Genomic DNA, 24608 nt, shown 5'->3' with positions numbered 1-24608 from the left:
CTGGCCTATGCAGCCGAGGAGGTGCCTTGTGTTATGAAAGAAAAGAAAATTGCGCTTGCCGGTCGCAGCACGAAAATCATTCCCATTCAGTGGGACGCAACGTTCTTCTTCGAGCGTGCGGTGCGCTCGATGGATCGATATCATTATGACAAGGCACTGAAATACTTCCGGCGCGCGGCCGAATACGAGCCGGATAATCCCGTCAACCACTGCAATATGGCGGGAATTTTGTCCGAGATGGGGAATTACGAGGAATCCAACCGCATTCTCCAGTCGATCGTCGACGAGCTCGATCCCGAAATGACGGAATGTCATTTTTATATGGCGAACAATTACGCCAATATGGAATTGTACGAAGCAGCCGAGACGTCGCTTGTGCGCTACCTGGAGGAAGACGCCGAAGGGCAGTTTCTCGAGGAAGCGGAAGAGATGATGGAGCTGCTGCACTTCGAATTGGAACGGCCGACGAAGCTCGCGTTCATCAAGGCGCGCGAAGGATTTTTCGAACATGACCGGGCGAGGTCGATGCTCGAGGAAGGCAAGTTCGTCGAAGCCGTTCGCCTGCTCGAGAGCATCGTCGAGAAGAACGCCGATTTCCTGGCGGCCCGCAACAACCTGGCGCTTGCCTACTATTACATGGGCATTTTCGACAAGGCGATGGTCACGATCAAGCAGGTGCTGGAGCTCGAGCCGGGCAATCTGCACGCGTTGTGCAACCTGGCGATTTTCTACCAGCACGGCGAGGAGGCGGAGGAACTGGCGCCGCTGGTCCAACTTTTGTGCAAAACCGTGCCTTTCCACCAAGAGCATGTGTTTAAGCTGGCGACGACAATGGGCATTCTAGGAGAGCATGGCGAAGCTTACCGCCATTTCGTGCGGCTTCTGAAGGACGGGGCGCTGAAATCGGACCCGTGCCTCTACCATTACGCGGCCGTGGCGGCCTGCAACATGGGGCGCTACGAGGAAGCTCGCCGCTTATGGCAGCAGGTGCGAAAGCTGGATGCCGACTCTCACGTGCCCGGCTATTATTTGGAGCAGCTGGAACGCATGAAGGACGGCCAGCACGCGGCGCCGGCGAGTTATCACTACCATCTTCCTTTCGAGGAGCAGTTCAAGCTGTGGGAGAAATCGACGGAGTCGCTGCCGGATCATATGAAGCGCGATCCGCTCGTCCGCTCGTCCTTCTTCTGGGCGCTGCGCCACGGCGACCGGCATACGAAGCTGCAGGTCATTCAAGCGCTCGGCATGATTGCCGATAATGAAGTGAAGGATGCGCTGCGCGAGTTCATCGTCGAACCGCAGGAAGACGATTATCTGAAGCGGATCGCCATCTTCGTGCTCCGCTCCATCGGCGTGCACGAATCGCTGAATGCGATTCTCGAAGGCAAGGAGACGGTCATCGAGCACAGCCGGATGCCGTCGCGACTGCCGATCTGGGAAGACAAATGGCAGTCCGTGCTGGAAGCCGCGCTCATGCGGATGAACAAGCAGTACGATCTGGTGCAGCAGCATGACCTGCTTACGCTGTGGATTGAATTCCTTTCGCGGGTATACCCCGACGTGCCGAAGCTGGGGAAAGTGGAAGGCTGGGCAGCCGCGCTGGAATACTTGACCGCCAAAATGCACCGCCGCGAAATTTCTTACCACGAAGTATCGCAGCGGTACGGCATCTCGATCGCGACCGTCAGCAAATGCGCCAAGCGCATTGATGAAATATGCGGGATCAAAGAAAAAATGAGAATGACCTTCCCGGCGCTCGCGGATCACCGCGACTAAGGGAGCTTAATCGCAAAGGAGGCACTACTCGTGTACAAAGCAATAATTATCGGAACCGGCCCTGCAGGCCTTACGGCAGCCATCTACCTGGCCCGCGCCAACATGAACCCGCTCGTCATCGAAGGCCCTGAGCCGGGCGGCCAACTGACGACGACGACGGAAGTCGAGAACTTCCCCGGATTCCCGGAAGGCATCATGGGTCCCGATCTGATGGCGAACATGCGCAAGCAGGCGGAGCGCTTCGGCGCCGAATTCCGCACCGGCTGGGTCAATTCCGTCGATACCTCCAAGCGCCCGTTCACGCTGCAGGTCGAAGGCCAAGGCGAGCTTCAGGCCGAAGCGCTGATCATCTCGACCGGCGCCTCCGCCAAATACCTGGGCATCGCCAACGAGCGCGAGAACGTGGGACGCGGCGTCAGCACGTGCGCGACCTGCGACGGCTTCTTTTTCCGCGGCAAGAAAATCATCGTGGTCGGCGGCGGCGATTCCGCCATGGAAGAAGCGAGCTTCCTGACGCGCTTCGCTTCCGAGGTCGTGCTGGTTCACCGCCGTCCGGAAATGCGCGCTTCCAAAATCATGCAGGACCGCGCCCGCGCGAACGGCAAGATCAGCTGGGCGCTCGACCGCACGCCGCTTGAAGTCGTGGCCGGCGATATGGGCGTGACGGGGCTGAAAGTGAAGAATAACGAGACGGGCGAAGAAGAAGTCATCGAGACGAACGGCATTTTCGTCGCGATCGGCCATACGCCGAACACGAAGTTCCTGAACGGCCAGCTGGAAACGGACGAGACCGGTTACCTGGTGGTGAAACCGGGCACGTCGGAGACGCAAATCCCGGGCATCTTCGCTTGCGGAGACGTGCAGGATCACAAGTACCGCCAAGCGATCACGGCGGCGGGAAGCGGCTGCATGGCGGCGTTGGATTGCGAGAAATTCCTGGAAGGCCACGCGGTGCACGACTGGAGCCAGTCGTTGTAAGCCCGGGTTCGACCGGTTAGCAGACGAGCAACGGGGCGCTGTCCGGACTACCGGACAGCGTCGCTTCATGTAAGCGAGCGTGCGGCGAAAGGCTGCATTTGGCAGGGGCGGCTTATTCTTGACCAGTTGGAAGCGTTCGCTTATAGTTTAGTTGGAACGGAAACAGCAATAGATCCTTATATTATTATAGAGGTGGCCCATTCATGTCCGAGAAAATTGTCGTTGGTGTAGATATTGGCGGTACGTCCATCAAGGTTGGCATTTGCGATAGCGAGGGCGCGCTGCTGCATACGTACGAAGGTCCGACCGAAGTCGAGAAAGGTTCCGACGCGGTTTGCGATAACATCGCGGCGTATGCCCGCCTGATCGTGGAACAATCGTCGTACGAGTGGGATCAGGTGGAGGGCGTCGGCATCGGCATCGCCGGCTTCTTGGACATTCCGCGCGGTTTCGTCCACAAATCGGTCAACCTGTTCTTCGAAAACGTGCCGCTTAAAGATATTTTGGAAGCGAAGCTGAACAAGAAGGTGCTCGTGAACAACGATGCGAACGTGGCTGCGCTCGGCGAAGCTTGGGCGGGCGCGGGTCGCGGCATCTCGGATTGCGTATGCTACACCCTTGGAACGGGCGTCGGCGGCGGCGTCATCATCAATGGCAAGATCGTCGAAGGCTATAAAGGCATGGCCGGCGAGCTGGGCCATATGGCGATCGTGCCGGACCTGGAAGCGATCCAATGCGGCTGCGGCAACAAAGGCTGCCTGGAAACCGTCTCTTCGGCGACGGGCATCATCCGGATGGCCAAGGACGCCGTCGAGCGCGGCGACCGGACGTCGCTGTCGTTCGTGGAAAACATTATGGCGAAGGATGTCATCGACGCGGCGAAAGCCGGCGACGAAGTGGCGGCGCGCATCGTGAACCGCGCGGCGTTCTACCTGGGCAAATCGATGGCGACGGTCGCCGTCGTGCTGAACCCGCAGCGCTTTATCATCGGCGGCGGCGTGTCGAAGGCGGGCGAATTCCTGTTCGAACAGATCCGTGACGTATTCCGCAAATCCACGCCTAACATGGCGCAGGAAGGCGTGGAGATCGTGCCGGCCATTCTGGGCAACGATGCGGGCGTCGTCGGCGCTGCAGGCCTTATCATTCGCGCATAGGCAAGGGCTGCGATTATCCTCCGCATGCGGATCATTCACGTTTATCAGGATTAATAGCGGTGCAGGTTTTTCGCGGGTTAGGAGGAATTGACGATGGAATCGGCAACAGCGAAGGCGAAACTCGTCATTATTACGGGCATGTCCGGCGCCGGCAAAACCATTGCGGTGCAGAGCTTGGAAGACCTTGGCTTCTTCTGCGTCGATAATTTGCCGCCGGTGCTTATTCCGAAGTTCGCCGAATTGATCGAGCAGTCCAACGGCAAAATCGGCAAGGTGGCGCTGGTGATCGACCTGCGCGGACGCGAGTTTTTCACGGCCTTGTCGGAATCGCTCAGCTACGTGAAGGAGCATTTCACGATCGGCTACGAGATTCTGTTCTTGGATGCGACCGACGGCGTGCTCGTCCAGCGCTACAAGGAAAGCCGCCGGATGCATCCGCTGGCGACCGAGGGACTTCCGCTTGAGGGGATCAAGCTGGAACGCCGGATGCTGGAGGACCTGAAGGGCTGGGCGACGCAAATTATCGATACGAGCAACCTGAAGCCCGCTCATCTGAAGGAACGGATCATGTCCCGGTTCACGAACTCGGACATGAGCACGATCTCCGTGAACGTCATTTCCTTCGGCTTCAAATACGGCGTTCCGATCGACGCGGACCTGATCTTCGACGTTCGGTTCCTGCCGAATCCGCATTACGTCGATCACCTGCGTCCCAACACGGGCCAAGATCCCGAGGTCTACGAATACGTGATGAAATGGCCGGAGACGCAGGCGTTTCTATCGAAATTGCTGGATATGCTGCAATTTCTCATTCCGCTTTACCGCAAGGAAGGCAAGAGTCAGGTCGTGATCGGAATCGGCTGCACGGGCGGCAAGCACCGTTCGGTCGCGATCGCGGAATATTTGGGACGCATGCTTGGCAGCAGCGATACGGAAATCGTGCGCGTCAGTCATCGAGATGCAGACCGTGATCGGAGCTGAGGCATACCATGGCGGAACGTAGTAAGGCGCAACAGCCCCGGATCGTCGTGATCGGCGGGGGCACGGGACTCTCGGTCATGCTGCGCGGCCTGAAGGAGAAGCCGCTCGACATCACGGCGATCGTCACGGTCGCCGATGACGGCGGGAGCTCCGGCATCCTGCGCAATGAATTGCAAATGCCCCCGCCCGGCGACATCCGCAACGTGCTGATCGCGCTCGCGGACGTCGAGCCGCTGCTGTCCGACGTGCTGAAGTACCGGTTTAATTCCGGTACCGGGCTCGCGGGGCACAGCCTGGGCAACCTGATGCTGGCGGCGATGACCGATATCACGGGCGATTTCGTTTCCGGCGTCCGGATGCTGAGCAAGGTCTTGGCCGTTCGGGGACGGGTGCTGCCTGCCGCGGGCGAAGCCATCGTGCTCAAGGGCGAGACGGTGGACGGCACGATCATTACGGGCGAATCCAACATTCCGAAGGCCGGCAAAGCGATCAAGCGGGTGTTTATCGAGCCGCCGGACGTGGAGCCGCTGGAGGAAGCCGTGGAAGCGATCCGGGAAGCGGACGCGATCCTGATCGGGCCGGGCAGTTTGTATACCAGCATCATTCCGAACCTGCTCGTGCCGAAGCTGGCGCAGAGCATCGTGGAATCGTGCGCGGTCAAAATGTTCGTCTGCAACGTCATGACGCAGCCGGGGGAGACGGACAATTATTCGGTGAGCGATCATCTGGCGGCCGTGCATGCGCACGTGGGCCATCATTTGTTCGATTACGTCATCGTAAACGATGGCGAGATTCCGGAGCAGGTGCAGCTCAAGTACGCCGAGATGGGCGCGAAGGCCGTGCATCTGGATTTGGACGAAGTAAAACGACGCGGGTACGAGGTCATTGCCGACAAGCTCGTCTTGTTCCGCACCTATCTGCGGCATGACGCGGCAAGGCTCAGTCATCATATTTATCAGCTTGTGGAAAACTGGATGGAACGAAAGAGGTGAGGGTACGTGTCTTTTGCGGGACAAACCAAAAAAGAATTGACGCTCATCGAAGCGGATGCGTGCTGCGAATTGGCAGAGCTGTCTGCGCTGATTCGCATGAACGGTTCGGTCTCGTTGTCCAGCCGGAAGGTCATCCTTGATATTTCGACGGAAAACGCTGCAATCGCAAGACGGATCTATTCCCTCATCAAGAAGCAGTTTGCCGTGCACACGGAGCTGTTGGTTCGCAAAAAAATGAGGCTGAAGAAAAACAATGTGTATATCGTGCGCATTCCGACCAAAGTGCAGGAGATCTTGGCCGAGCTCAAAATCGTGTCGGAAGGGTTCGTGTTCAATCAAGGCATCGACAAGGAAATGATCCGCAAATCATGCTGCAAACGAGCCTATCTGCGCGGCGCGTTCCTGGCCGGCGGCTCCGTCAACAATCCGGAGGGCTCCTCGTACCATCTGGAGATCGCCACGATGTACGAAGAACATTGTCAGGCGCTCGTGGAGCTGGCGAACAAGTTCGACTTGAACGCCCGCTGCATCGAACGGAAGAAGGGGTTCATCTTCTACATGAAAGAGGGCGAGAAGATCATCGAGCTTCTCAGCATCATCGGAGCGCATCAAGCGCTGTTCAAATTCGAGGATGTCCGAATCATGCGGGATATGCGGAACTCCGTCAACCGGATCGTGAACTGCGAGACGGCAAATTTGAATAAGACGATCGGGGCGGCTGTCCGCCAGATCGATAATATCAAGCTGCTGGAGCGGGAAGTGGGGCTGGATTCGCTCCCCGAGAAGCTCCGCGAAGTAGCGAATATAAGAATGATGCATCCGGATCTGAATTTGACCGAAGTCGGCGAGATGCTCAAAGGGAAAGTGAGCAAGTCCGGCGTGAACCACCGGCTGCGTAAAATCGACGAGCTTGCGGAAAAATTAAGGAACGGATAGGCAATGGCTAGTGTACAAAGCAAAAAAGTGATATAATAGTGAGTAAAATGACGTTTGTACGCTTATAAGGGTTGAATTTCGTATAGGGGGTAAGGTTTCCATGACAAGGCATCCGGTTGTCGTTCGACTGAAGACAGGTCTTCATGCAAGACCGGCCGCACTTTTTGTTCAGGAAGCGAACAAGTTTTCTTCCGAGGTCTTTGTTGAGAAGGACGATAAAAAAGTGAACGCAAAATCGATTATGGGCATTATGAGCCTTGCGATTAGTTCAGGGACTGAAGTCACGATAAGCGCGGAAGGTTCGGATGCCGACCAAGCTGTAACCGCTTTAGTCAACCTGGTCAGCAAGGAAGAGCTCGAGAACCAATAATGGCGAAATTGCAGCCCGTTCGAGGTCGTAATTTTGATACGAGGAAACTCCCTAACGGGGGTTTTTTCTGTTTCTATCCGGGGGAGGCGATAATTCTTCTCGGACAACCGCAACATCGCGGGGGAGCGGCGCGTCTTACATAACAAGAACACCTATTTTTGGCAAAAAGGGGCGAAGACGATGATGAAGATGAAACCGAAATGGGCGTTGGTGCCGGTATTGGCGCTGGCGGTAGGAGTTGGCGCGATGTTTGGCGGGGCAGGACATGGCAGCAAGCCGGTCTACGCGGTCGACAACGACGCGCTCGTGCAGAAGAGCACGATTACGGTCTCGGGCAGCGGCAAGATCGAGGCGGCGCCGGACGTGGCGTACTTGAGCGTGGCGGTGGAAGCGAGGGCGGCATCGGCCAAAGAAGCGCAGTCGAAGAACGCATCCCAATTCACGGGGCTGACGAAGCTGCTGTACGACACGTATAAGGTCGCGACGAAGGACGTCAAGACGACGGGCTTCACCGTACAGCCGGAATACGAGTACAACAGCAAGGACGGCACCAGCAAGATCAAAGACTATCTGGCGGTGCATACCATCCAGGTGACGACCCGCGACTTGAACGGGATCGGCAAGCTGCTCGACGATTTGTCCGCATCGGGCGCGAACCGCGTGGATGGCGTACAGTTCGATACGGAGAAGCAGGATCAATACGAGCTTCAGGCGCTCGACAAAGCGATGGCGAATGCCAAAGCGAAAGCCGAGACGCTGGCCAAAGCAGCCGGCAAGCAAGTGAAGGGCGTCTTCACCATCACGCAAAATAGCGCCAATAGCGGACCGATCTTCATCGGTAAAGGCGAGATGGCAGCGCCGGCGGCGGATGCGGGCAGCGCCCCGAGCACGAGCGTGCAAACCGGCGAAATTACCGTGACCACGGACATCACCGTCGTCTACGAGATGCAATAGCAACAAAAAAGGCAGACCGGCCTCCGGCTTCGGAGGAAGGTCTGCCTTTGCGTTTGCAGGGATTATGCGAGGGATTTGCGGTCGTCGTTGACGTTCAACCCGCGCTGCTCGATCGCATGTTCGATCAAAGAGATAAACTCTTCGGAAAGATGCATGGCCTTCGCTTCGTGATACACTTCGATCAGATGAGAATCGCTAAGCGGCCGAAGTAAAAGTGACCTGTCCTGCATCGGCAAAAACAGGTTTTGCGTATCGGGTTCTGAAGAAGCATGCTGATATTTGGGTTCGAACGTTGGCGCGTATGGCGTAAAAGCATTGCCCGAGTCATGAGGTCGAATGAAATTTCGCACGCTTGCGAACGGTTTCGTAAGTTTCATGCGTGTGCAACTCCGTTTTATAGATTTCAATACGTAGCCTAAGTGAAGGAGGATATGGAATCATTTAGTACATATTAACATGATTTTAAGGCATCGTGCTTAACGGTTCATGCTTGTGAATAACTCTTGACAGGCGCTGGGATTTATGAATCGAATTAGCGGTGCTGGTGAAGTGCAGGGGCATTAATAAAAAAGAGCGCTAACCCTTTAGCGGGTTAGCGCTCTTTGCGGCGGAAGAAGCGGATCTTACAGCTTCTCGATCACTTTGTCGACCAGACCGTACGCAGCGGCTTCGGCAGCGGACATGAAGTAATCGCGGTCGGTGTCGCGCTCGATTTTCTCAAGCGTCTGGCCGGTGCGTTCCACGAGGATGCGATTCAGCGTGTCGCGCGTCTTGAGAATATGCTTCGCGCGGATCTCGATGTCGCTGGCTTGGCCTTGCGCGCCGCCGAGCGGCTGATGGATCATGACTTCGCTGTTCGGCAGGGCGTAACGTTTGCCCTTCGCGCCGGCGGCGAGCAGGAAAGCGCCCATCGAAGCGGCCATGCCGACGCAGATCGTCGAAACCTCCGGTTTGATGAAATTCATGGTATCGAATATGGCAAGACCTGCCGAGACGGAACCGCCAGGACTGTTAATGTAGAGCGAGATGTCTTTCTCGGGATCGTCGGCGGCAAGGAACAGCAGCTGCGCGATAATGGAGTTGGCGACCATGTCGTTGACAGGCGTACCGAGGAATACAATCCGATCCTTCAGCAAACGGGAGTAAATGTCGTAAGCGCGTTCTCCGCGGTTGCTCTGCTCAATAACCATGGGTACGAAATTCATCGATTCCATCGTAATTCCCTCCTAAAGCAAAATGGGTTGAGATAGTGGCGACTTGTGTAAAAACATCATAACGGATTCGATCGTAAAAGTCAAAGAAGGTCAGGACATATAGTCAGAGAAGGTCAAAACATCGTCGAACCGCTTGATAACCGGGCGATACGAGGTTACATTGCGGCGGATTTGGAGATGCTGTTTGAGGGACAAACGGCGTAGGCAATGAAAAAGAGCCCCCGTTATCGGAAGGCCCTTCGTTATGTAGTCGAGCGTATTTGATTAATGGCGCGCCCGCGAGGAATTGAACCTCGATCTCAGGCTCCGGAGGCCTACGTCATATCCATTGGACCACGGGCGCATTTGTGACAGCAAATATGATTATAGGGGAAAGCGAAGAGAAAAGCAAGACGTCATTGCAAAATAATATTGTGTAAATCGTGACGGTAATCGTTTTCATTCGGGAAAACGACCTTGCCCCCTCCTGTCGAATGGGTTACAATAGTGGTGGGACTTAAAACGATCATATGGGACGTTTTATGTCCACGTTGATAGACCGGAATTAACCCATGCTCTTCTGTAACAGGAGTTGATGTTGAAAGATGCACTCGCTCATCGCCATACAACAGCAGCTTCTGCCGGATTTGCTCGTCGTCATGCGCAAACGATACCTCATCCTCCGTCAAGTGATGCTTTCGGACATGATCGGGAGACGTTCGCTCGCCGCATCGCTGGAAATGACGGAACGCGTGCTCCGCGCCGAAACGGACTTCCTGAAATCGCAGGAGCTGCTGATCATCGACGCCGCCGGCATGCGGATCAGCGAAGCGGGGAAGCGCCTGCTGGACGAAATGGAGCCGTTCTATAAGGCGATGTTCGGCTTATCGGAGCTGGAAGAGAAGATCCGCAAGCATTTCGGCTTGAAGCAAGTGGTTATCGTCTCGGGCGATTCGGACGAATCTCCGGCAACGGGCAGAGAGCTTGGAAGAGCAGGCTGCAGCGTGCTAAGGAAAGATATGAAGGCAAACGACGTCATCGCCGTAACGGGCGGATCGACGCTTGCGCAAGTGGCGAACCAGCTGACGTCCCAGACGCCGCTGAGAAGCAATTTGTTCGTGCCGGCGCGCGGGGGACTCGGAGAAAGCTTGGACTACCAGGCCAATACGATCGCTTCCACGATGGCGAAGCGAACCGGCGCGCAGTACAGGATGCTTCACGTGCCCGACCATTTGGGCGAAGAAGCGTACAACTCCTTGATGCAGGAACCGAATGTCCGGGAGATCGTGGAAGTGATCCGCGAAGCCCGCATCGTCGTTCACGGCATCGGGGACGCTATGGTGATGGCAAGGCGCAGGCGCGTCGACGCGGCGGTCGTGGAAGCCATGAAGGCGGAAGGCGCGCTCGCGGAATCGTTCGGCTATTATTTCGACCGGCACGGCGAAGTCGTCCACAAGATGCTGACTGCGGGCTTGCGGCTCGAGGACATCATGGAGACCGAGGTCGTGATCGCGATCGCGGGCGGACGGAGCAAAGGCGAGGCCATCGCGGCCGTGATGCGTTTCGGCCATGACGACGTGCTCGTAACGGATGAAGCGGCCGCGCTTGAGATCGCGGCAATCATCGAGAAGGAATCGCAGTAATGCAGCAACGTGATCTTGACGAATCGGAGGGCGGCCCCGCCGGCTTTCCTGCGATCCTCGTCTTGAGATAAATGAAATCATGTCTAGGAGGAAACAAAAATGGTAAAAGTTGGTATTAACGGATTTGGTCGCATCGGTCGTAACGTATTCCGCGCAGCCCTGAACAACCCGGATGTTCAAATCGTCGCAGTCAACGATTTGACGGACACGAACACGCTGGCCCACCTGCTTAAATACGACACGACGCACGGCAAGCTTGACGGCACGGTCGAAGCAAAAGAAGGCGCGCTGGTCGTGAACGGCCGCGAAATCAAAGTTTTTGCTGAACGTAACCCTGAGAACCTTCCATGGGCATCCGTAGGCGCGGAAATCGTCGTTGAATCCACGGGTATCTTCACGGCGAAAGAAAAAGCCGAGCTTCACCTGAAAGGCGGCGCGAAAAAAGTCATCATCTCCGCTCCTGCTTCCAACGAAGACATCACGATCGTCATGGGCGTTAACGAAGACAAATACGATGCAGCCGCTCACACGATCATCTCCAACGCATCTTGCACGACGAACTGTCTGGCTCCGTTCGCGAAAGTGCTTAACGACAAGTTCGGTATCGTAAAAGGCATGATGACGACTATCCACTCGTACACGAACGATCAATCCGTTCTCGACGTTCCGCATAAAGACCTGCGCCGCGCTCGCGCTGCCGCAGAAAACATCATTCCTTCTTCCACGGGCGCTGCAAAAGCGGTATCCCTTGTACTGCCTGAGCTGAAAGGCAAATTGAACGGCATGGCCATGCGCGTACCTACGCCTAACGTTTCCGTAACCGACCTGGTTGCCGAGCTGAAAGTCAACGTTACGGTCGAAGAAGTGAACGCAGCGCTGAAAGACGCTTCCGAAACGTCCCTTAAAGGCATCTTGAACTACTCCGAAGAGCCGCTTGTATCGAGCGACTACAACCACGACCCTGCTTCCTCCACGATCGATGCGCTGTCGACGATGGTCGTTGAAGGCAACATGGTCAAAGTCATCTCCTGGTACGACAACGAGTGGGGCTACTCGAACCGCGTCGTCGACCTGGCTGCATATATCGCATCGAAAGGTCTGTAAGAGGGACCATCCCCCTAATTCCCCCTTGCAAAGGGGGATTCCAAGGGTTCCCCTCTGGACACCCGATGTTGGCGAAGGAGCTACTGATGTAGCTCCTTCGCGGTGGTTTACGGGGGCCCGCCATACGCCCTTGATGCTTCGCCCTGCGGGGCTCCGCGGGGGCTTAAGCTTTCATTTCGGCGCTCCCTTGCGACTGGAAGGTCAAGAGACCGCGAAGGTTGTTCGCGGGGCTGGGATGGCCGCATCGGCGCTTCGCTGATGCTTGGGAAGGGCGTATGGCGGTTCCCTATTGGAACCTGGACGGCAAGATGCGCTGCGGCATGACGGAGCCATTGATAGCATGGCGCCTGCGGCACCGCAATGCAAAGTCATGACACCTGCGGTGTCACAAAGTAAGAACACGGCGCCTGCGGCGCCTTACACATAGAGAAATAGACCGCCATAGCGGGATGGATAGCGTGGAGAATTTGAATACACTTTGACCTTTTTTCGCCTTGCGGCGGCTTGGGTACCCGGGAGGAATTCTGCTTATGAACAAGAAGAGTGTGCGTGACGTTGAAGTTGCAGGCAAACGTGTATTTGTTCGTGTGGATTTTAACGTGCCGATGGAGAACGGGGCAATTACGGACGATACGCGGATCCGCGAGACGCTGCCGACCATCAAGTATCTGATCGAGAACGGCGCGAAGGTGATTTTGGCGAGCCACATGGGTCGTCCGAAAGGTCAAGTCGTGGAAGACCTGCGCTTGACGAAAGCCGGCGAGCGTTTGTCCGAGCTGTTGGGCAAGCCGGTCGCGAAAGCCGACGAAGCGATCGGCGAGGCCGTCAAGGCGCAAGCAGCCGATCTCAAGGAAGGCGACGTGCTCTTGCTCGAGAACGTTCGTTTCTACGAAGGCGAAGAGAAGAACGATCCGGAGCTGGCGAAAGCTTTTGCCGAGCTGGCGGACCTGTTCGTTAACGACGCGTTCGGCGCCGCTCACCGCGCGCATGCTTCGACGGAAGGCGTCGCGCACTTCCTGCCGGCCGTATCCGGCTTGCTGATGGAGAAGGAGCTGGACGTCCTCGGCAAAGCGCTGCTCAATCCCGAGCGTCCGTTCACGGCGATCGTGGGCGGCTCCAAAGTCAAAGACAAAATCGACGTCATCAACAAGATGATCGAGATCGCGGACAACATCATCATCGGCGGCGGCCTGTCCTACACGTTCTTCAAAGCGCAAGGCCACGAGATCGGCCAATCGCTGTGCGACAACTCGAAGCTGGACCTGGCCCTCGAGTTCATCGAGAAAGCGAAAAAACTCGGCAAAAACTTCCTGCTGCCTGTTGACGTGGTCATCACGGACGAGTTCAGCGCGAAAGCCAACACGAAGATCGTCGACGTCGACGGCATTCCGGCCGACTGGGAAGGCATCGACATCGGACCGAAGACGCGCGAAATCTATGCGGACGTCATCAAGAATTCCAAGCTGGTCGTCTGGAACGGACCGATGGGCGTATTCGAGATCGAGCCGTTCTCCCACGGCACGCGCGCGGTTGCGCAAGCTTGCGCTGAGACTTCCGCATACACGGTCATCGGCGGCGGCGACTCCGCTGCGGCAGCCGAGAAGTTCCACCTGGCCGACAAAATGGATCACATCTCCACGGGCGGCGGCGCCTCGCTGGAATTCATGGAAGGCAAAGCGCTCCCGGGCGTCGTAGCCTTGAACGATAAATAAGACCGAATACACGAGTAAGCCGAAGGAGCGATAATGACTATGCGTAAACCGATTATTGCGGGGAACTGGAAAATGTTCAAAACCGTTTCCGAAGCGACGGCATTCTTCGCGGACGTAAAGGGCAAAGCGGAGGTCGACGGCGTCGAAACCGTCATCTGCGCGCCGTTCACGACGCTGCCAGCGCTTGTGGAAGCGGCGAAAGGCACGACGATCGCCATCGGCGCGCAAAACGTCCATTTCGAGGACAACGGCGCGTACACGGGCGAGATCAGCGGCATCATGCTGAAGGACCTTGGCGTGAAGTACGTTATCATCGGCCACTCCGAGCGCCGCGCGTACTTCGCGGAATCGGACGAGATCGTGAACAAGAAAGTGCATGCGGCATTCAAGCACGGCTTGAGCCCGATCGTGTGCGTCGGCGAAAAGCTGGAAGAGCGCGAAGCCGAGCAAACGAAAAACGTCTGCCAAGTGCAAACGGAAGCGGCTTTCCAAGGCCTCTCCGCTGCGCAGGCAGCTGAAGTCGTCGTGGCGTACGAGCCGATCTGGGCGATCGGAACGGGCAAATCGTCGACGTCCGCGGACGCGGAAGACGTCATCGCCTTCATCCGCGGCGTGATCGCGGGCTTGTACGATGCAGCTACCGCGAATGCGGTCCGCATTCAATATGGCGGCAGCGTGAAACCGAACAACGTAAGCGAGTATATGGGTCAATCCAACATCGACGGCGCCTTGGTAGGCGGAGCGAGCCTCGAGCCCGCTTCCTTCATTCAGCTTGTCGAGGGGGCGAAGTAACATGACGGCACCCGTAGCACTGATTATTTTGGACGGCTTCGGCCTTCGCAACGACGTGACGGGCAACGCGGTCGCACAGGCGAACAAGCCGAATTACGACCGTTATTGGTCGACTTTCCCGCATACGACGCTTACGGCGAGCGGCGAAGCCGTAGGTTTGCCGGAAGGACAAATGGGCAACTCTGAAGTAGGTCACCTGAACATCGGCGCAGGCCGGATCGTGTATCAGGATTTGACCCGCATCAGCAAGTCGATCCGCGACGGAGACTTCTTCGATAACGAGACGCTGCTCGGCGCCGTGCGCCACGCGAAGACGAACGGCAAAAAGCTGCACCTGTACGGGCTGTTGTCCGACGGCGGCGTTCACAGCCATATCGCGCATCTGTTCGCGCTGCTGGAGCTTGCGAAGAAGGAAGCATTCGAGGATGTCTACATCCACGCGTTCCTGGACGGCCGCGACGTGGCGCCGGACAGCGGCAAGGGCTATCTGGAGCAGCTGATCGCGAAGATTCAAGAACTCGGCGTAGGCCGAATCGCTACCTTGCAAGGCCGCTATTATGCCATGGACCGCGACAAGCGCTGGGAGCGCGTCGAGAAATCGTACCGCGCGATGGTGTACGGCGACGGCCCGCAATACGCCGATCCGATCCAAGCCATAACGGAATCCTACGAGAAGTCGGTGTTCGACGAGTTCTTCGTGCCGTCGGTCATCGTCAAGGAAGACGGCAGCCCTGTCGGCACCGTGGAATCCGAAGACGCGGTCGTTTTCTTCAACTTCCGCCCCGACCGTGCGATTCAATTGTCGCAAGTGTTCACGAACGAGGACTTCCCCGGCTTCGACCGCGGCCCGAAAGCGCCGAAGAACCTGTACTTCGTCTGTCTGACGCTCTTCAGCGAAACGGTCGGCGGGTTCGTCGCGTATAAACCGAAGAACCTGGACAACACGCTGGGCGAGGTGCTCGTGCAAAACAACAAGCGCCAGCTTCGCATCGCCGAGACCGAGAAATACCCGCACGTGACGTTCTTCTTCAGCGGCGGCCGCGATCACGAGCTTCCGGGCGAGACGCGCATCCTGATTCCGTCGCCGAAGGTCGCCACCTATGACCTGAAGCCGGAGATGAGCGCGTACGAAGTCGCCGCGGCCGCGGTGAACGAGATCGAGAACGACCGTCAAGACGTGATCATCCTGAACTTCGCCAACCCCGACATGGTCGGCCACTCCGGCATGCTGGAGCCGACGATCAAGGCGGTCGAAGCGACGGACGCCTGCCTCGGACAAGTCGTGGAAGCGGTGCTGGCCAAAGGCGGCGTCTGCCTCATCACGGCGGACCACGGCAACGCGGACATGGTCATCGACGAGAACGGACGCCCGTTCACCGCGCATACGACGAACCCGGTTCCGTTCATCGTGACCCGGCAAGTCGGCCCGCTGCGCGAAGGCGGCATCCTGGCGGACATCGCGCCGACGATCCTGCATTTCGCGGGTCTGAAGCAGCCGGAAGAAATGACCGGCCGGTCGCTTGTCCAAGGCTAAAAGATACAGTACAATCTTAGACGACAAAGACCGGCGGGGCCGAACCGCGAGGACGCGCCCGGCCGGCACAAAAAGATAACCTTTGAAGGAGTGTTTACGAAAATGTCTATCATTACCGACGTTTATGCACGCGAAGTACTGGATTCCCGCGGCAACCCTACCGTTGAAGTCGAAGTTATGCTGGAGTCCGGCGGCAAAGGCCGCGCTATCGTGCCATCCGGAGCATCCACTGGCGCATACGAAGCCGTGGAGCTTCGCGACGGCGACAAATCCCGCTACCTCGGCAAAGGCGTGCTGAAAGCCGTCGAAAACGTGAACACGATCATCGCTCCTGAAATCATCGGCCTGGACGCGCTGGACCAAGTGCTGATCGACCGCAAAATGATTCAACTGGACGGTACGCACAACAAAGGCAAATTGGGCGCCAACGCGATTCTGGCCGTATCCATGGCTTGCGCGCGCGCTGCGGCCGACGCGCTTGACGTGCCATTGTACACGTACCTGGGCGGATTCAACGCCAAGACCCTTCCGGTTCCGATGATGAACATCGTCAACGGCGGCGAGCATGCCGACAACAACATCGACGTGCAAGAGTTCATGGTTCTGCCTGTCGGCGCGGAAAGCTTCAAAGAAGCGCTTCGCATCGGCGCGGAAATCTTCCACAACCTGAAATCGGTTCTGAAAGACAAAGGCCTGAACACGGCCGTCGGCGACGAAGGCGGCTTCGCGCCGAACCTGGGTTCGAACGAAGAAGCCATCACGACGATCATCTCCGCGATCGAGCGCGCGGGCTACAAGCCGGGCGAAGACGTATTCCTCGGCATGGACGTAGCGTCCACCGAGTTCTATAAAGACGGCAAATACCATCTCGAAGGCGAAGGCCGTTCGTTCACGTCCGCCGAGTTCGTCGACCTGCTCGCTTCGTGGGCCGATAAATATCCGATCATCACGATCGAAGACGGCTGCTCCGAAGACGACTGGGAAGGCTGGAAATTGCTCACCGAGAAATTGGGCGGCAAAGTCCAACTCGTCGGCGACGACCTGTTCGTAACGAACACCGAGCGTCTGTCCGACGGCATCGAGAAGGGCGTAGGCAACTCGATCCTGGTTAAAGTCAACCAAATCGGTTCCCTGACGGAAACGTTCGATGCGATCGAAATGGCGAAACGCGCCGGTTACACGGCGGTTATCTCTCACCGTTCCGGCGAGTCCGAAGACAGCACGATCGCGGACATCGCGGTAGCGACCAACGCCGGCCAAATCAAAACCGGCGCTCCGTCCCGTACGGACCGCGTCGCGAAATACAACCAATTGCTTCGCATCGAAGACGAACTGGGCTCGACGGCGCAATACGCCGGCAAAAGCGCGTTCTACAACTTGAAAAACTTTAAGTAAGGTTTTTGCGTCAGCAGGAAGCCGGATTAAGAGGCATCCAAAAAGCAAAAACAGCTTCGGGAGCATAAGCTTTGGTTTTTGCGTCAGCGTCAGCGTGAGGCCCGATTACCAGGCATCCTAAAGCAAAAATAGCTTCGGGAGCATAAGCTTTGGTTTTTGCGTCAGCATGAGGCCGGTTGATGGTGGCTTTAACTATCCAGCAAAAGCCAAAATGACAAAAGAATGTCCCAAAAGGCGCGGTAGTTAAACCTTGGGGGACGGCTATAATTAGGGGAGAGCGACGCGGGTATGGTTTGCGTGTACAACCGGGGGTTGGACATGCGGCATACCGCGATCCGCAGGGCGCAAGGACCTGCAGCTCTCCTCTTTTTTTATTGGCCGAAAGACGGGCAAGTGGCAGACTATACTCATTATTCGAGGTGGATATCGTGGCAAAACCGGTAGTAGGCTTGCAGTTGTACACGCTTCGCGATCAAACGGAGAAGGATTTTCTGGGCACGATTCGCAAAGTGGCGGAAATGGGCTATACCGCGGTGGAGTTTGCGGGGTATTACAACACGCCGGCGTCCGAGCTGAAAGCGGTTCTCGACGAGTTGAAATTGGAAGCGCCTTCGGCGCATGTCGGATTGAATTTCGGCGAGCCGGAGTTAATCTCCGCCGATCTGGAGAAACAGATCGCATACGCCAAGGAGCTCGGCCTCAAGTACATCGTGACGCCATGGGCGCCGCTGCCGGAAAACCCGACGATCGACGACGTCAACAAACTGGCGGGGATCCTGGAAGCCGCCGGCAAGCAAGTAACGGAAGCAGGCCTCAAATACGGCTATCACAACCATGACTTCGAATTCAAGAAGGTCGATGGCAAACCGGTGCTCGACTGGCTGTTGGAAAAAGTACCTGCCGAATACCTGATCGCCGAGTTCGATCTGGGCTGGGTGCACATGGGCGGCCAGAAGCCGGCCGAGTACGTGACGCGCTACGCCGGCCGCGTGCCGCTGGCGCATTTTAAAGATTTCGGCCAAGGCCGCAGCGACACCGAGGTGGGCGCCGGCGTCGTCGACTTGAAAGGCGTCATGGCGATCGCCGAGCAAGCCGGCATCGAATACTTCATCGTCGAGCAGGAAGAGTTCGAGAACTCCTCGCTCGAGAGCGCGAAGATCAGCTTGGATTTCTTCCGCCAAAACGGTTATTGATAGGACTGCCTAAGAGGAAACGGCAAGTAATGCAATTGGCGAAGCAAAGGTAGCCGGACGAGGTTGGCCGAAGTTTCTCTCAGAAGGTAACCAAATGAAGGTCCCCATCTCCCGCAGTGCGCGGGCGATTGGGGACCTTTTTGATTGGCGGGGGAATCATCCGTCCGAGATGGAGCCAAATCCCCACAGTCCCGTCGGCCGGCAGGCGGATGCTAGGGGCAGAATTCCACGAGGTCCTGAGTTAGGCTAAGGGGAGGCGACTATGGGTGGAGACACCGAGAGCGCCTTTGAACCAACCTGCTGCGCAGGTTTTGCGAATAGACGCGACTTTGGCGCGGAGCACCGCGAGAGCGTCCTTGAATCACTCTGCTGCTTAGGTTTTGCGAATGGACGCGACTTTGGCGCGGAGCACCACGAGAGCGTCCTTGAACTCCCCTGCTGCGTAGGTTTTGCGAATGGGCGCGACTTTGGCGCGGAGCACCACGAGAGCGTCCTTGAACTCCCCCTGCTGCGTAGGTTTTGCAAATGGGCGCGACTTTGGTGCGGAGCACCGCGAGAGCGTCCTTGAACTCCCCTGCTGCGCAGGTTTTGCGAATGGGCGCGACTTTGGTGCGGAGGACCGCGAGAGCGTCCTTGAACTCCCCTGCTGCGCAGGTTTTGCGAATGGGCGCGACTTTGGTGCGGAGCACCGCGAGAGCGTCCATCGCAAAACCGGAGCCCCATCGCAAAACCGGAGCTAGATGAAACGGCTCCTGCTCCTAAATTTACCCGGAGGCAGGCCGGTATGCTGTTTGAACCATTTGGTGAAATTGTGGATGCTGCCGACTTCCAGTTCGTCGGCGACGTCCAGGAGCGGGAGCTCGGAATGGGCAAGCAGGTCTTTGGCCAGCTGCAGCTTGCGGCTCATGAAGAAATCGTACGGCGTGACGCCGAGCTGTGCCCGGAACTGACGGGCGACATGATCCGGATGATACGAGCTCCACTCGCCGAGCCAGCGATGGTCGTATCGTTCGCGGGCATGAGAAGCGAGCCGCTCCGCAATGGCCCCGATGATCGGCGTGATCGGCTGCCCTTGGTTGCCCTGCCGGTCCCACTGTTTCATAGCCGCCAATAATTCGAGCAGCAAACCGCGCAGCATCGAGGCTTTGAAGCCGCTCTCATCCATGCCGTAGCATTCCGCAATCCGGGCAAAGCGAGGCTCGAAGCGCTCGATGGACAAGGTCCGGATATCCGTTATCAGCAGGCACCCCTCGGGCTGTTCGGGATCTACGATCAAGTATCGGTTATCTTGCTTGGCGTCAACCGAAGGATCGAACGAAACCTCCCGTATGGAGATGCCTTTCCCCGCCTCCTTGTAATTCCCCGTCCAGCTGAAATGAAGGCCATAAAGCAGAAACGGCTTCTCTTCATCCGCGATGAAATGATGAACCGTATCCGGTCCATAGTAGAACAGGCTTCCGGGCGCCGCTTCATAACGCTCCCCTTGGATCCAGGCCGTCCCGAACCCGTCCGCCACGAGGATGAACTGATGCTCGTCGATCACCCGCGGCCCGAAGGCGAATCCCGGCTGGCATTGCATTCGGTTCGCGTACCAAACGACCGGCTGCAATTCGTCCCAAGCCAGCGTCGCCGATGAACGGCTTTCCATGTTTTCGCTCATCATGGTCACCTCGCATTCGAGAGGATTGCGCTTGCAGAATATCGATGAAAGTTAAATGTATGTCGAACATAAGCAAATACGTACAGTTATTCTGAGCATACAATGATTATATAAAGTCGGCAATGGTTAAGATGCGAATTCGGAATGGCGGCTTTTGCGCGCTTAGTGCCCTTCTTTGCTCTAACTCCTCCATAATCGCCGCAGAGACGAAAACAAACGTTAAGGCCGACAATCGTTAACCACTTTAATGAAGAGGGCGGGATGAGGATGGATCCGGCAATCAAACCGGCTACGCGGGCGTTCGAAGATGCGACGCCGCTGCTGTCGCGGCCAGAGGAGCTGCGAAGAGTCGCGGCGGAGAAAGGGTACCTGTTCTTCAAGCATTTCTTTGCGCGGGACGAAATCATGGCGATGCGCTGCCTGCTGCTGGGCGTGCTGCAGGAAGAGGGGCTGCTCGACCCGGGGAAGCCGCTGCTCGACGGCATCGGCAACCAACCAGCCATCGACGGCTTGCAACCGGAGGAGATCAACTGGAACGGCATCGGCACGACGCAGCAGGTGTACCGCAAGGTGCAGAAGCTGGAAGCCTTCCATGCGTTCGCGCATCATCCCAAGATGCTGGCCATGTTCGGCGGTTTGTTCGGCGAACGGGCATTTCCGCATCCGCGCAACATCGCGCGCATCATGCTGCCGAGCGAAGCGCTCAAGGTCACGCCGCCGCATCAGGATTTTCTTCATATCCAGGGCAGCGCCGATACCTGGACCTGCTGGGCGCCGGTGGGCGACGTGCCGCGTTCCCTCGGGGGACTGTCGATTCTGGAGGGCAGCAATAATGCCGGCCTCCTGGGCGTGACGGCCGCCGAAGGCGCCGGCGGATTGGAGACGATTCTGTGCAACCTCGGCTACGAGTGGGCGGAGGGGGATTACGAAGCGGGCGACATGGTCGTCTTCCACAGCCTGACCGTGCACAAGGCGCTGCCGAACCGGCATCCCGGGCGTGTTCGCCTGTCTCTCGATCTTCGCTATCAACCGGCCAGCCAGCCGATCGAGAACGCCTCCCTGATGCCGCACGGGCCTTTCGAATGGGATGAGCTTTACGAAGGTTGGACGCGGGAGGATCTGATGTATTACTGGAAACGGGAAGCGTTCGATTTCGTGCCGTTCGACGAGTCGATCCGGTGGCAAAAGGATAAGATTTGCTAGCTTGTATTCGATTTCTGCCTATGATACAATAATATTGCTGTTTCTAGGTCTTGTCCCCTCTATCGACAAGGCAGCGGCAAAGAAAATTTGCTCCTTGTGCAGGAGGTGGAACGATGGATATTACGTTTAAAATTTTGCTCGTTATTTTCGCGCTTGCTTTGATTTGCGTAGTTCTCCTTCAAAAAGGGAAGAGCGCAGGGCTCTCCGGCGCAATCTCCGGTGGTGCCGAGCATTTGTTCGGAAAAACGAAAGCGCGCGGTTTGGACCTGTTTTTGCAGCGTCTGACCGTAGGGGTAGCGGCGGGCTTCTTTATTTTATCGCTTGTCGTTGCTTATCTGGTTAAAGTTTAATCACGTGAACGAAAGCGGGCTTACGGCCCGCTTTTTTTGTGTATGCGGATGAATGCGTTTACGAATGGCCGCACCCGCAGGCTGCCTTTTCGGCCCGATCGACGCCTATCCGGAGACGCCGACGCCGCTTTTGGACGCTTTTCGTTTGCGGCAGGCGTTTATGGGGTAATGATGCAAGGGTAATTTTGTAATTTGGCGGGGCTGCCGCGGATGGTCGGCCCCGCTTTCGTGTATACTATATGGTATATGATAATCTATCAACCGACTGCTGCAATTGTGTATGGACGGCATCGCGGTATTATGAGGTGAGAAAGAATGGTAACAGAGCAGCAGCTCCTTGATTATATGCGCGAGCAAACGTACAAGCCGATGACATACCAAGAGCTGGAAAAGCAGTTTGGCGGAGCAGGCAGCGCGGAATCGTTCCGGACGTTTCTGGTGTTGTTGAACGAGCTGGAGAACGAAGGGAAAATCGTCCGCAACGCGAGCGACCGCTATGGTCTGCCCGAACGGATGAATTTGGTGCGCGGGCGCGTTCAGGCGCATGCGAAGGGTTTCGCTTTCCTGATTCCCGAGGATAAGGCGCACGGCGACGTGTATATCGGCGCGAACGATCTGAAGAGCGCGATGAACGGCGATATCGTGCTGGTGCGCATCACGTCCCGCAGCGAGGCGGGCGGCCGCATGGAAGGCGAGGTCGTGCGCATCGTGGAGCGCGCGGTAACGCAGCTTGTCGGCACGTTCCAGAATCACGAGGTTTACGGCTTCGTGCTGCCGGACGACAAACGGATCAACCGGGACATTTTCATCCCGGAAGGACAGTTTCACGGGGCGGTAACGGGACAGAAGGTCGTGGCGCGCATCGTGACGTATCCCGAGGGACGCGCGGCGGCGGAAGGCGAGATCGTGGAAGTGCTCGGGCACAAGGATGATCCCGGCATCGATATTTTATCCATCATCCGCAAGCATCAGCTGCCCGAGAGCTTTCCGGACGACGTGATGGCGGAGGCGGAAGCCGCACCGGACTCCATCACCGACGACGAGATCGTGCGCCAGGGCCGCCGCGACCTGCGGAATAAAGTGATCGTCACGATCGACGGCGAGGACGCCAAGGATCTCGACGACGCGGTCAATATCGAACGGCTCGAGAACGGCAATTACGTGCTGGGCGTTCATATCGCCGACGTCGGCTATTACGTGAAGGAAAACTCGGCCTTGGACCAAGAAGCTTACCGCCGCGGCTGCAGCGTCTATCTCGTCGACCGCGTCATTCCGATGCTGCCTCACCGGCTCTCGAACGGCATCTGCTCGCTCAATCCGAAAGTGGACCGGCTGACGATGTCCTGCGAGATGGAATTCGACGCGACGACGCTGAAGCGGGTGCGCCATGACGTCTTCACGAGCGTCATTCGGACGAAGGAACGGATGACGTACACGAACGTGCGCAAGATTTTGCAAGGCGAGGATCCGGAAGTCGCGGAACGCTACGCCGAATTGACGGACACGTTCAAGCTGATGGAGGAGCTGGCCATGCGGCTGCGCGATATGCGCATGAAGCGGGGCGCGATCGATTTCGACTTCGTGGAAGCGAAGGTCATCGTCGACGAGCAGGGCAAGGCCGTGGACATCATCAAACGCGAACGCTCCATCGCGGAATCGATCATCGAAGAATTCATGCTGGCGGCGAACGAGACGGTCGCGGAGCATTTCTATTGGCTCAAGGTGCCGTTCATCTACCGGACGCACGACAATCCCGATCAGGAGAAGCTGCTGAATTTCGTGCAGTTCGCGGCGAATTTCGGCTACTCGATCAAGGGCAAAGGCGGCAGCGCCATCCATCCGAAGGCGCTGCAGACGCTGCTCGAGGATATCCGCGGCTCGAAGGAGCAGACGGTGATCTCGACGGTGATGCTGCGATCCATGAAGCAGGCGAAATACGACGCGGAAAGTCTCGGCCATTTCGGGCTGGCGGCGGAATTCTATTCCCACTTTACCTCGCCGATTCGCCGGTACCCTGATCTTGTCATCCACCGCGTCATGCGGGAGGTGCTGGAGCATGGCGGGGCGCTCACGGATGCGCGCCAAGAAGCACTCGCCGCGCGGATGCCGGACATCGCGCAGCAGTCGTCGGAGCGCGAGCGCGTGGCCGTCGATGCGGAGCGCGACACGGAGAAGCTGAAGAAATGCGAGTACATGCTGGATAAGGTCGGCGAAGAATTCGAAGGTATCGTCAGCAGCGTGACGAGCTTCGGCATCTTCGTGGAGCTGCCGAACACGGTCGAGGGGCTTATTCGCCTGAGCGAGCTCTCGGACGATTATTATCACTTCCACGAGCAGCATATGCTGCTCATCGGCGAGCGCACGTCGAAGACGTTCCGCATCGGCGACGAGGTGCGCATCCGCGTGGAGCGCGTCAATATGGATGAGCATACGATCGATTTCACGATGCTCGAGAACTTGGAGCGCGGCGCGGGCAACGGCGACCTCGCGCGCGAGCTCGGGTTTGGCGGCCGCGAGCGCGGTGCGTCGCGCGGCGGGCGCGGCGGCCGGGGCGGAGCCGGCCGCGAAAGCGGCTCCGCGCAGCGGAGCGTGGTGCGCGAGCCGCGCGCGGGCAGTCCGCGCGGCGAGGGACGCGGCGGCCGGGGCGGAGCCGGCCGCGAAGGCGGTGCCGCGCAGCGGGGTGAGCGC

Annotated in this window: 21 protein-coding genes and 1 tRNA gene; 18 read left to right on the top strand and 4 right to left on the bottom strand. The window is 57.5% G+C overall.

The genetic code is table 11. The annotated features are described in order from the left end of the window. Window positions 1-33: 33 nt before the first annotated feature. From GT019_RS31085 to GT019_RS31050, 8 genes are all read left to right on the top strand, one after another. On the top strand, window positions 34-1776 hold the full coding sequence (locus GT019_RS31085) for a tetratricopeptide repeat protein (RefSeq protein ID WP_161747328.1): 1743 nt from the start codon (window positions 34-36) through the stop codon (window positions 1774-1776). A gap of 30 nt (window positions 1777-1806) precedes the next feature. Beyond that, on the top strand, window positions 1807-2754 hold the full coding sequence (gene trxB / locus GT019_RS31080) for a thioredoxin-disulfide reductase (RefSeq protein WP_161747327.1): 948 nt from the start codon (window positions 1807-1809) through the stop codon (window positions 2752-2754). A gap of 203 nt (window positions 2755-2957) precedes the next feature. After that, the gene (locus tag GT019_RS31075) at window positions 2958-3908 is read left to right on the top strand and encodes an ROK family glucokinase (RefSeq protein ID WP_161747326.1); all 951 of its coding nucleotides are present in this window, start codon (window positions 2958-2960) and stop codon (window positions 3906-3908) included. A gap of 93 nt (window positions 3909-4001) precedes the next feature. Further along, window positions 4002-4889: an RNase adapter RapZ gene (gene rapZ / locus GT019_RS31070; protein WP_161747325.1), complete on the top strand. Its 888-nt coding sequence runs from the start codon at window positions 4002-4004 to the stop codon at window positions 4887-4889. 8 nt (window positions 4890-4897) lie between these two features. Beyond that, window positions 4898-5881 carry a gluconeogenesis factor YvcK family protein gene (locus GT019_RS31065; protein WP_161747324.1) on the top strand — a complete coding sequence of 328 codons (984 nt, stop codon included), beginning with the start codon at window positions 4898-4900 and terminating at the stop codon, window positions 5879-5881. A 6-nt stretch (window positions 5882-5887) separates the two neighbouring features. Next, window positions 5888-6817, top strand: a complete 930-nt coding sequence (gene whiA / locus GT019_RS31060) for a DNA-binding protein WhiA (RefSeq protein ID WP_161747323.1) — start codon at window positions 5888-5890, stop codon at window positions 6815-6817. Between the two features lie 100 nt (window positions 6818-6917). Then, window positions 6918-7187, top strand: coding sequence for an HPr family phosphocarrier protein (locus GT019_RS31055; protein WP_090583454.1), 270 nt, complete (start codon window positions 6918-6920; stop codon window positions 7185-7187). A 180-nt stretch (window positions 7188-7367) separates the two neighbouring features. After that, a complete protein-coding gene (locus GT019_RS31050; protein ID WP_161747322.1) occupies window positions 7368-8141 on the top strand; it encodes an SIMPL domain-containing protein in 774 nt (257 codons plus the stop codon). Window positions 8142-8203: 62 nt separating this feature from the next. Here the strand turns inward: GT019_RS31050 and sda are convergent, their stop codons facing one another. From sda to GT019_RS31035, 3 genes are all read right to left on the bottom strand, one after another. Further along, complete coding sequence (gene sda / locus GT019_RS32205; RefSeq protein ID WP_235949621.1) at window positions 8204-8518, bottom strand: sporulation histidine kinase inhibitor Sda; 315 nt, start codon at window positions 8516-8518, stop codon at window positions 8204-8206. Window positions 8519-8764: 246 nt separating this feature from the next. Beyond that, entirely contained in the window at window positions 8765-9346 is a 582-nt protein-coding gene (clpP, locus tag GT019_RS31040) for an ATP-dependent Clp endopeptidase proteolytic subunit ClpP (RefSeq protein WP_161747342.1), read from the bottom strand. Window positions 9347-9623: 277 nt separating this feature from the next. Further along, window positions 9624-9698: transfer RNA gene (locus GT019_RS31035), tRNA-Arg, on the bottom strand. A 241-nt stretch (window positions 9699-9939) separates the two neighbouring features. Here GT019_RS31035 and GT019_RS31030 point away from each other — a divergent pair. The 7 genes from GT019_RS31030 to GT019_RS31000 all read left to right on the top strand — a co-directional run bounded on the left by GT019_RS31030 (window position 9940) and on the right by GT019_RS31000 (window position 18707). After that, window positions 9940-10977: a sugar-binding transcriptional regulator gene (locus GT019_RS31030; RefSeq protein ID WP_161747321.1), complete on the top strand. Its 1038-nt coding sequence runs from the start codon at window positions 9940-9942 to the stop codon at window positions 10975-10977. Between the two features lie 99 nt (window positions 10978-11076). Continuing rightward, window positions 11077-12081, top strand: coding sequence for a type I glyceraldehyde-3-phosphate dehydrogenase (gene gap, locus GT019_RS31025; RefSeq protein ID WP_161747320.1), 1005 nt, complete (start codon window positions 11077-11079; stop codon window positions 12079-12081). A 530-nt stretch (window positions 12082-12611) separates the two neighbouring features. Further along, window positions 12612-13793 carry a phosphoglycerate kinase gene (locus tag GT019_RS31020; RefSeq protein ID WP_161747319.1) on the top strand — a complete coding sequence of 394 codons (1182 nt, stop codon included), beginning with the start codon at window positions 12612-12614 and terminating at the stop codon, window positions 13791-13793. Between the two features lie 39 nt (window positions 13794-13832). Beyond that, window positions 13833-14585, top strand: coding sequence for a triose-phosphate isomerase (gene tpiA / locus GT019_RS31015; protein ID WP_161747318.1), 753 nt, complete (start codon window positions 13833-13835; stop codon window positions 14583-14585). A gap of 1 nt (window position 14586) precedes the next feature. After that, window positions 14587-16119 carry a 2,3-bisphosphoglycerate-independent phosphoglycerate mutase gene (gene gpmI, locus GT019_RS31010; RefSeq protein WP_161747317.1) on the top strand — a complete coding sequence of 511 codons (1533 nt, stop codon included), beginning with the start codon at window positions 14587-14589 and terminating at the stop codon, window positions 16117-16119. A gap of 102 nt (window positions 16120-16221) precedes the next feature. Beyond that, window positions 16222-17514, top strand: coding sequence for a phosphopyruvate hydratase (gene eno, locus GT019_RS31005; RefSeq protein WP_161747316.1), 1293 nt, complete (start codon window positions 16222-16224; stop codon window positions 17512-17514). 428 nt (window positions 17515-17942) lie between these two features. After that, window positions 17943-18707 (top strand): sugar phosphate isomerase/epimerase family protein, encoded by a 765-nt coding sequence (locus tag GT019_RS31000; protein WP_161747315.1) that lies wholly within the window; start codon window positions 17943-17945, stop codon window positions 18705-18707. A 736-nt stretch (window positions 18708-19443) separates the two neighbouring features. On the opposite strand, the gene GT019_RS30995 is transcribed toward GT019_RS31000, so the two are convergent. Further along, complete coding sequence (locus GT019_RS30995; protein WP_161747314.1) at window positions 19444-20367, bottom strand: AraC family transcriptional regulator; 924 nt, start codon at window positions 20365-20367, stop codon at window positions 19444-19446. Between the two features lie 267 nt (window positions 20368-20634). Between GT019_RS30995 and GT019_RS30990 the strand changes: the two genes are divergently transcribed. From GT019_RS30990 to rnr, 3 genes are all read left to right on the top strand, one after another. Then, the gene (locus GT019_RS30990; RefSeq protein ID WP_161747313.1) at window positions 20635-21570 is read left to right on the top strand and encodes a phytanoyl-CoA dioxygenase family protein; all 936 of its coding nucleotides are present in this window, start codon (window positions 20635-20637) and stop codon (window positions 21568-21570) included. Between the two features lie 113 nt (window positions 21571-21683). Beyond that, a complete protein-coding gene (gene secG / locus GT019_RS30985; RefSeq protein WP_161747312.1) occupies window positions 21684-21920 on the top strand; it encodes a preprotein translocase subunit SecG in 237 nt (78 codons plus the stop codon). Window positions 21921-22235: 315 nt separating this feature from the next. Further along, a partial coding sequence (gene rnr, locus GT019_RS30980; protein WP_161747311.1) for a ribonuclease R occupies window positions 22236-24608 on the top strand: 2373 nt, incomplete at its 3' end.

Origin of the sequence: Paenibacillus glycinis (assembly GCF_009909185.1) — a bacterium.
GTDB lineage: Bacteria > Bacillota > Bacilli > Paenibacillales > Paenibacillaceae > Paenibacillus_Z > Paenibacillus_Z glycinis.
Note: the sequence above shows the minus strand (reverse complement) of the source record. Positions and strands in the feature narration are given on the sequence as shown.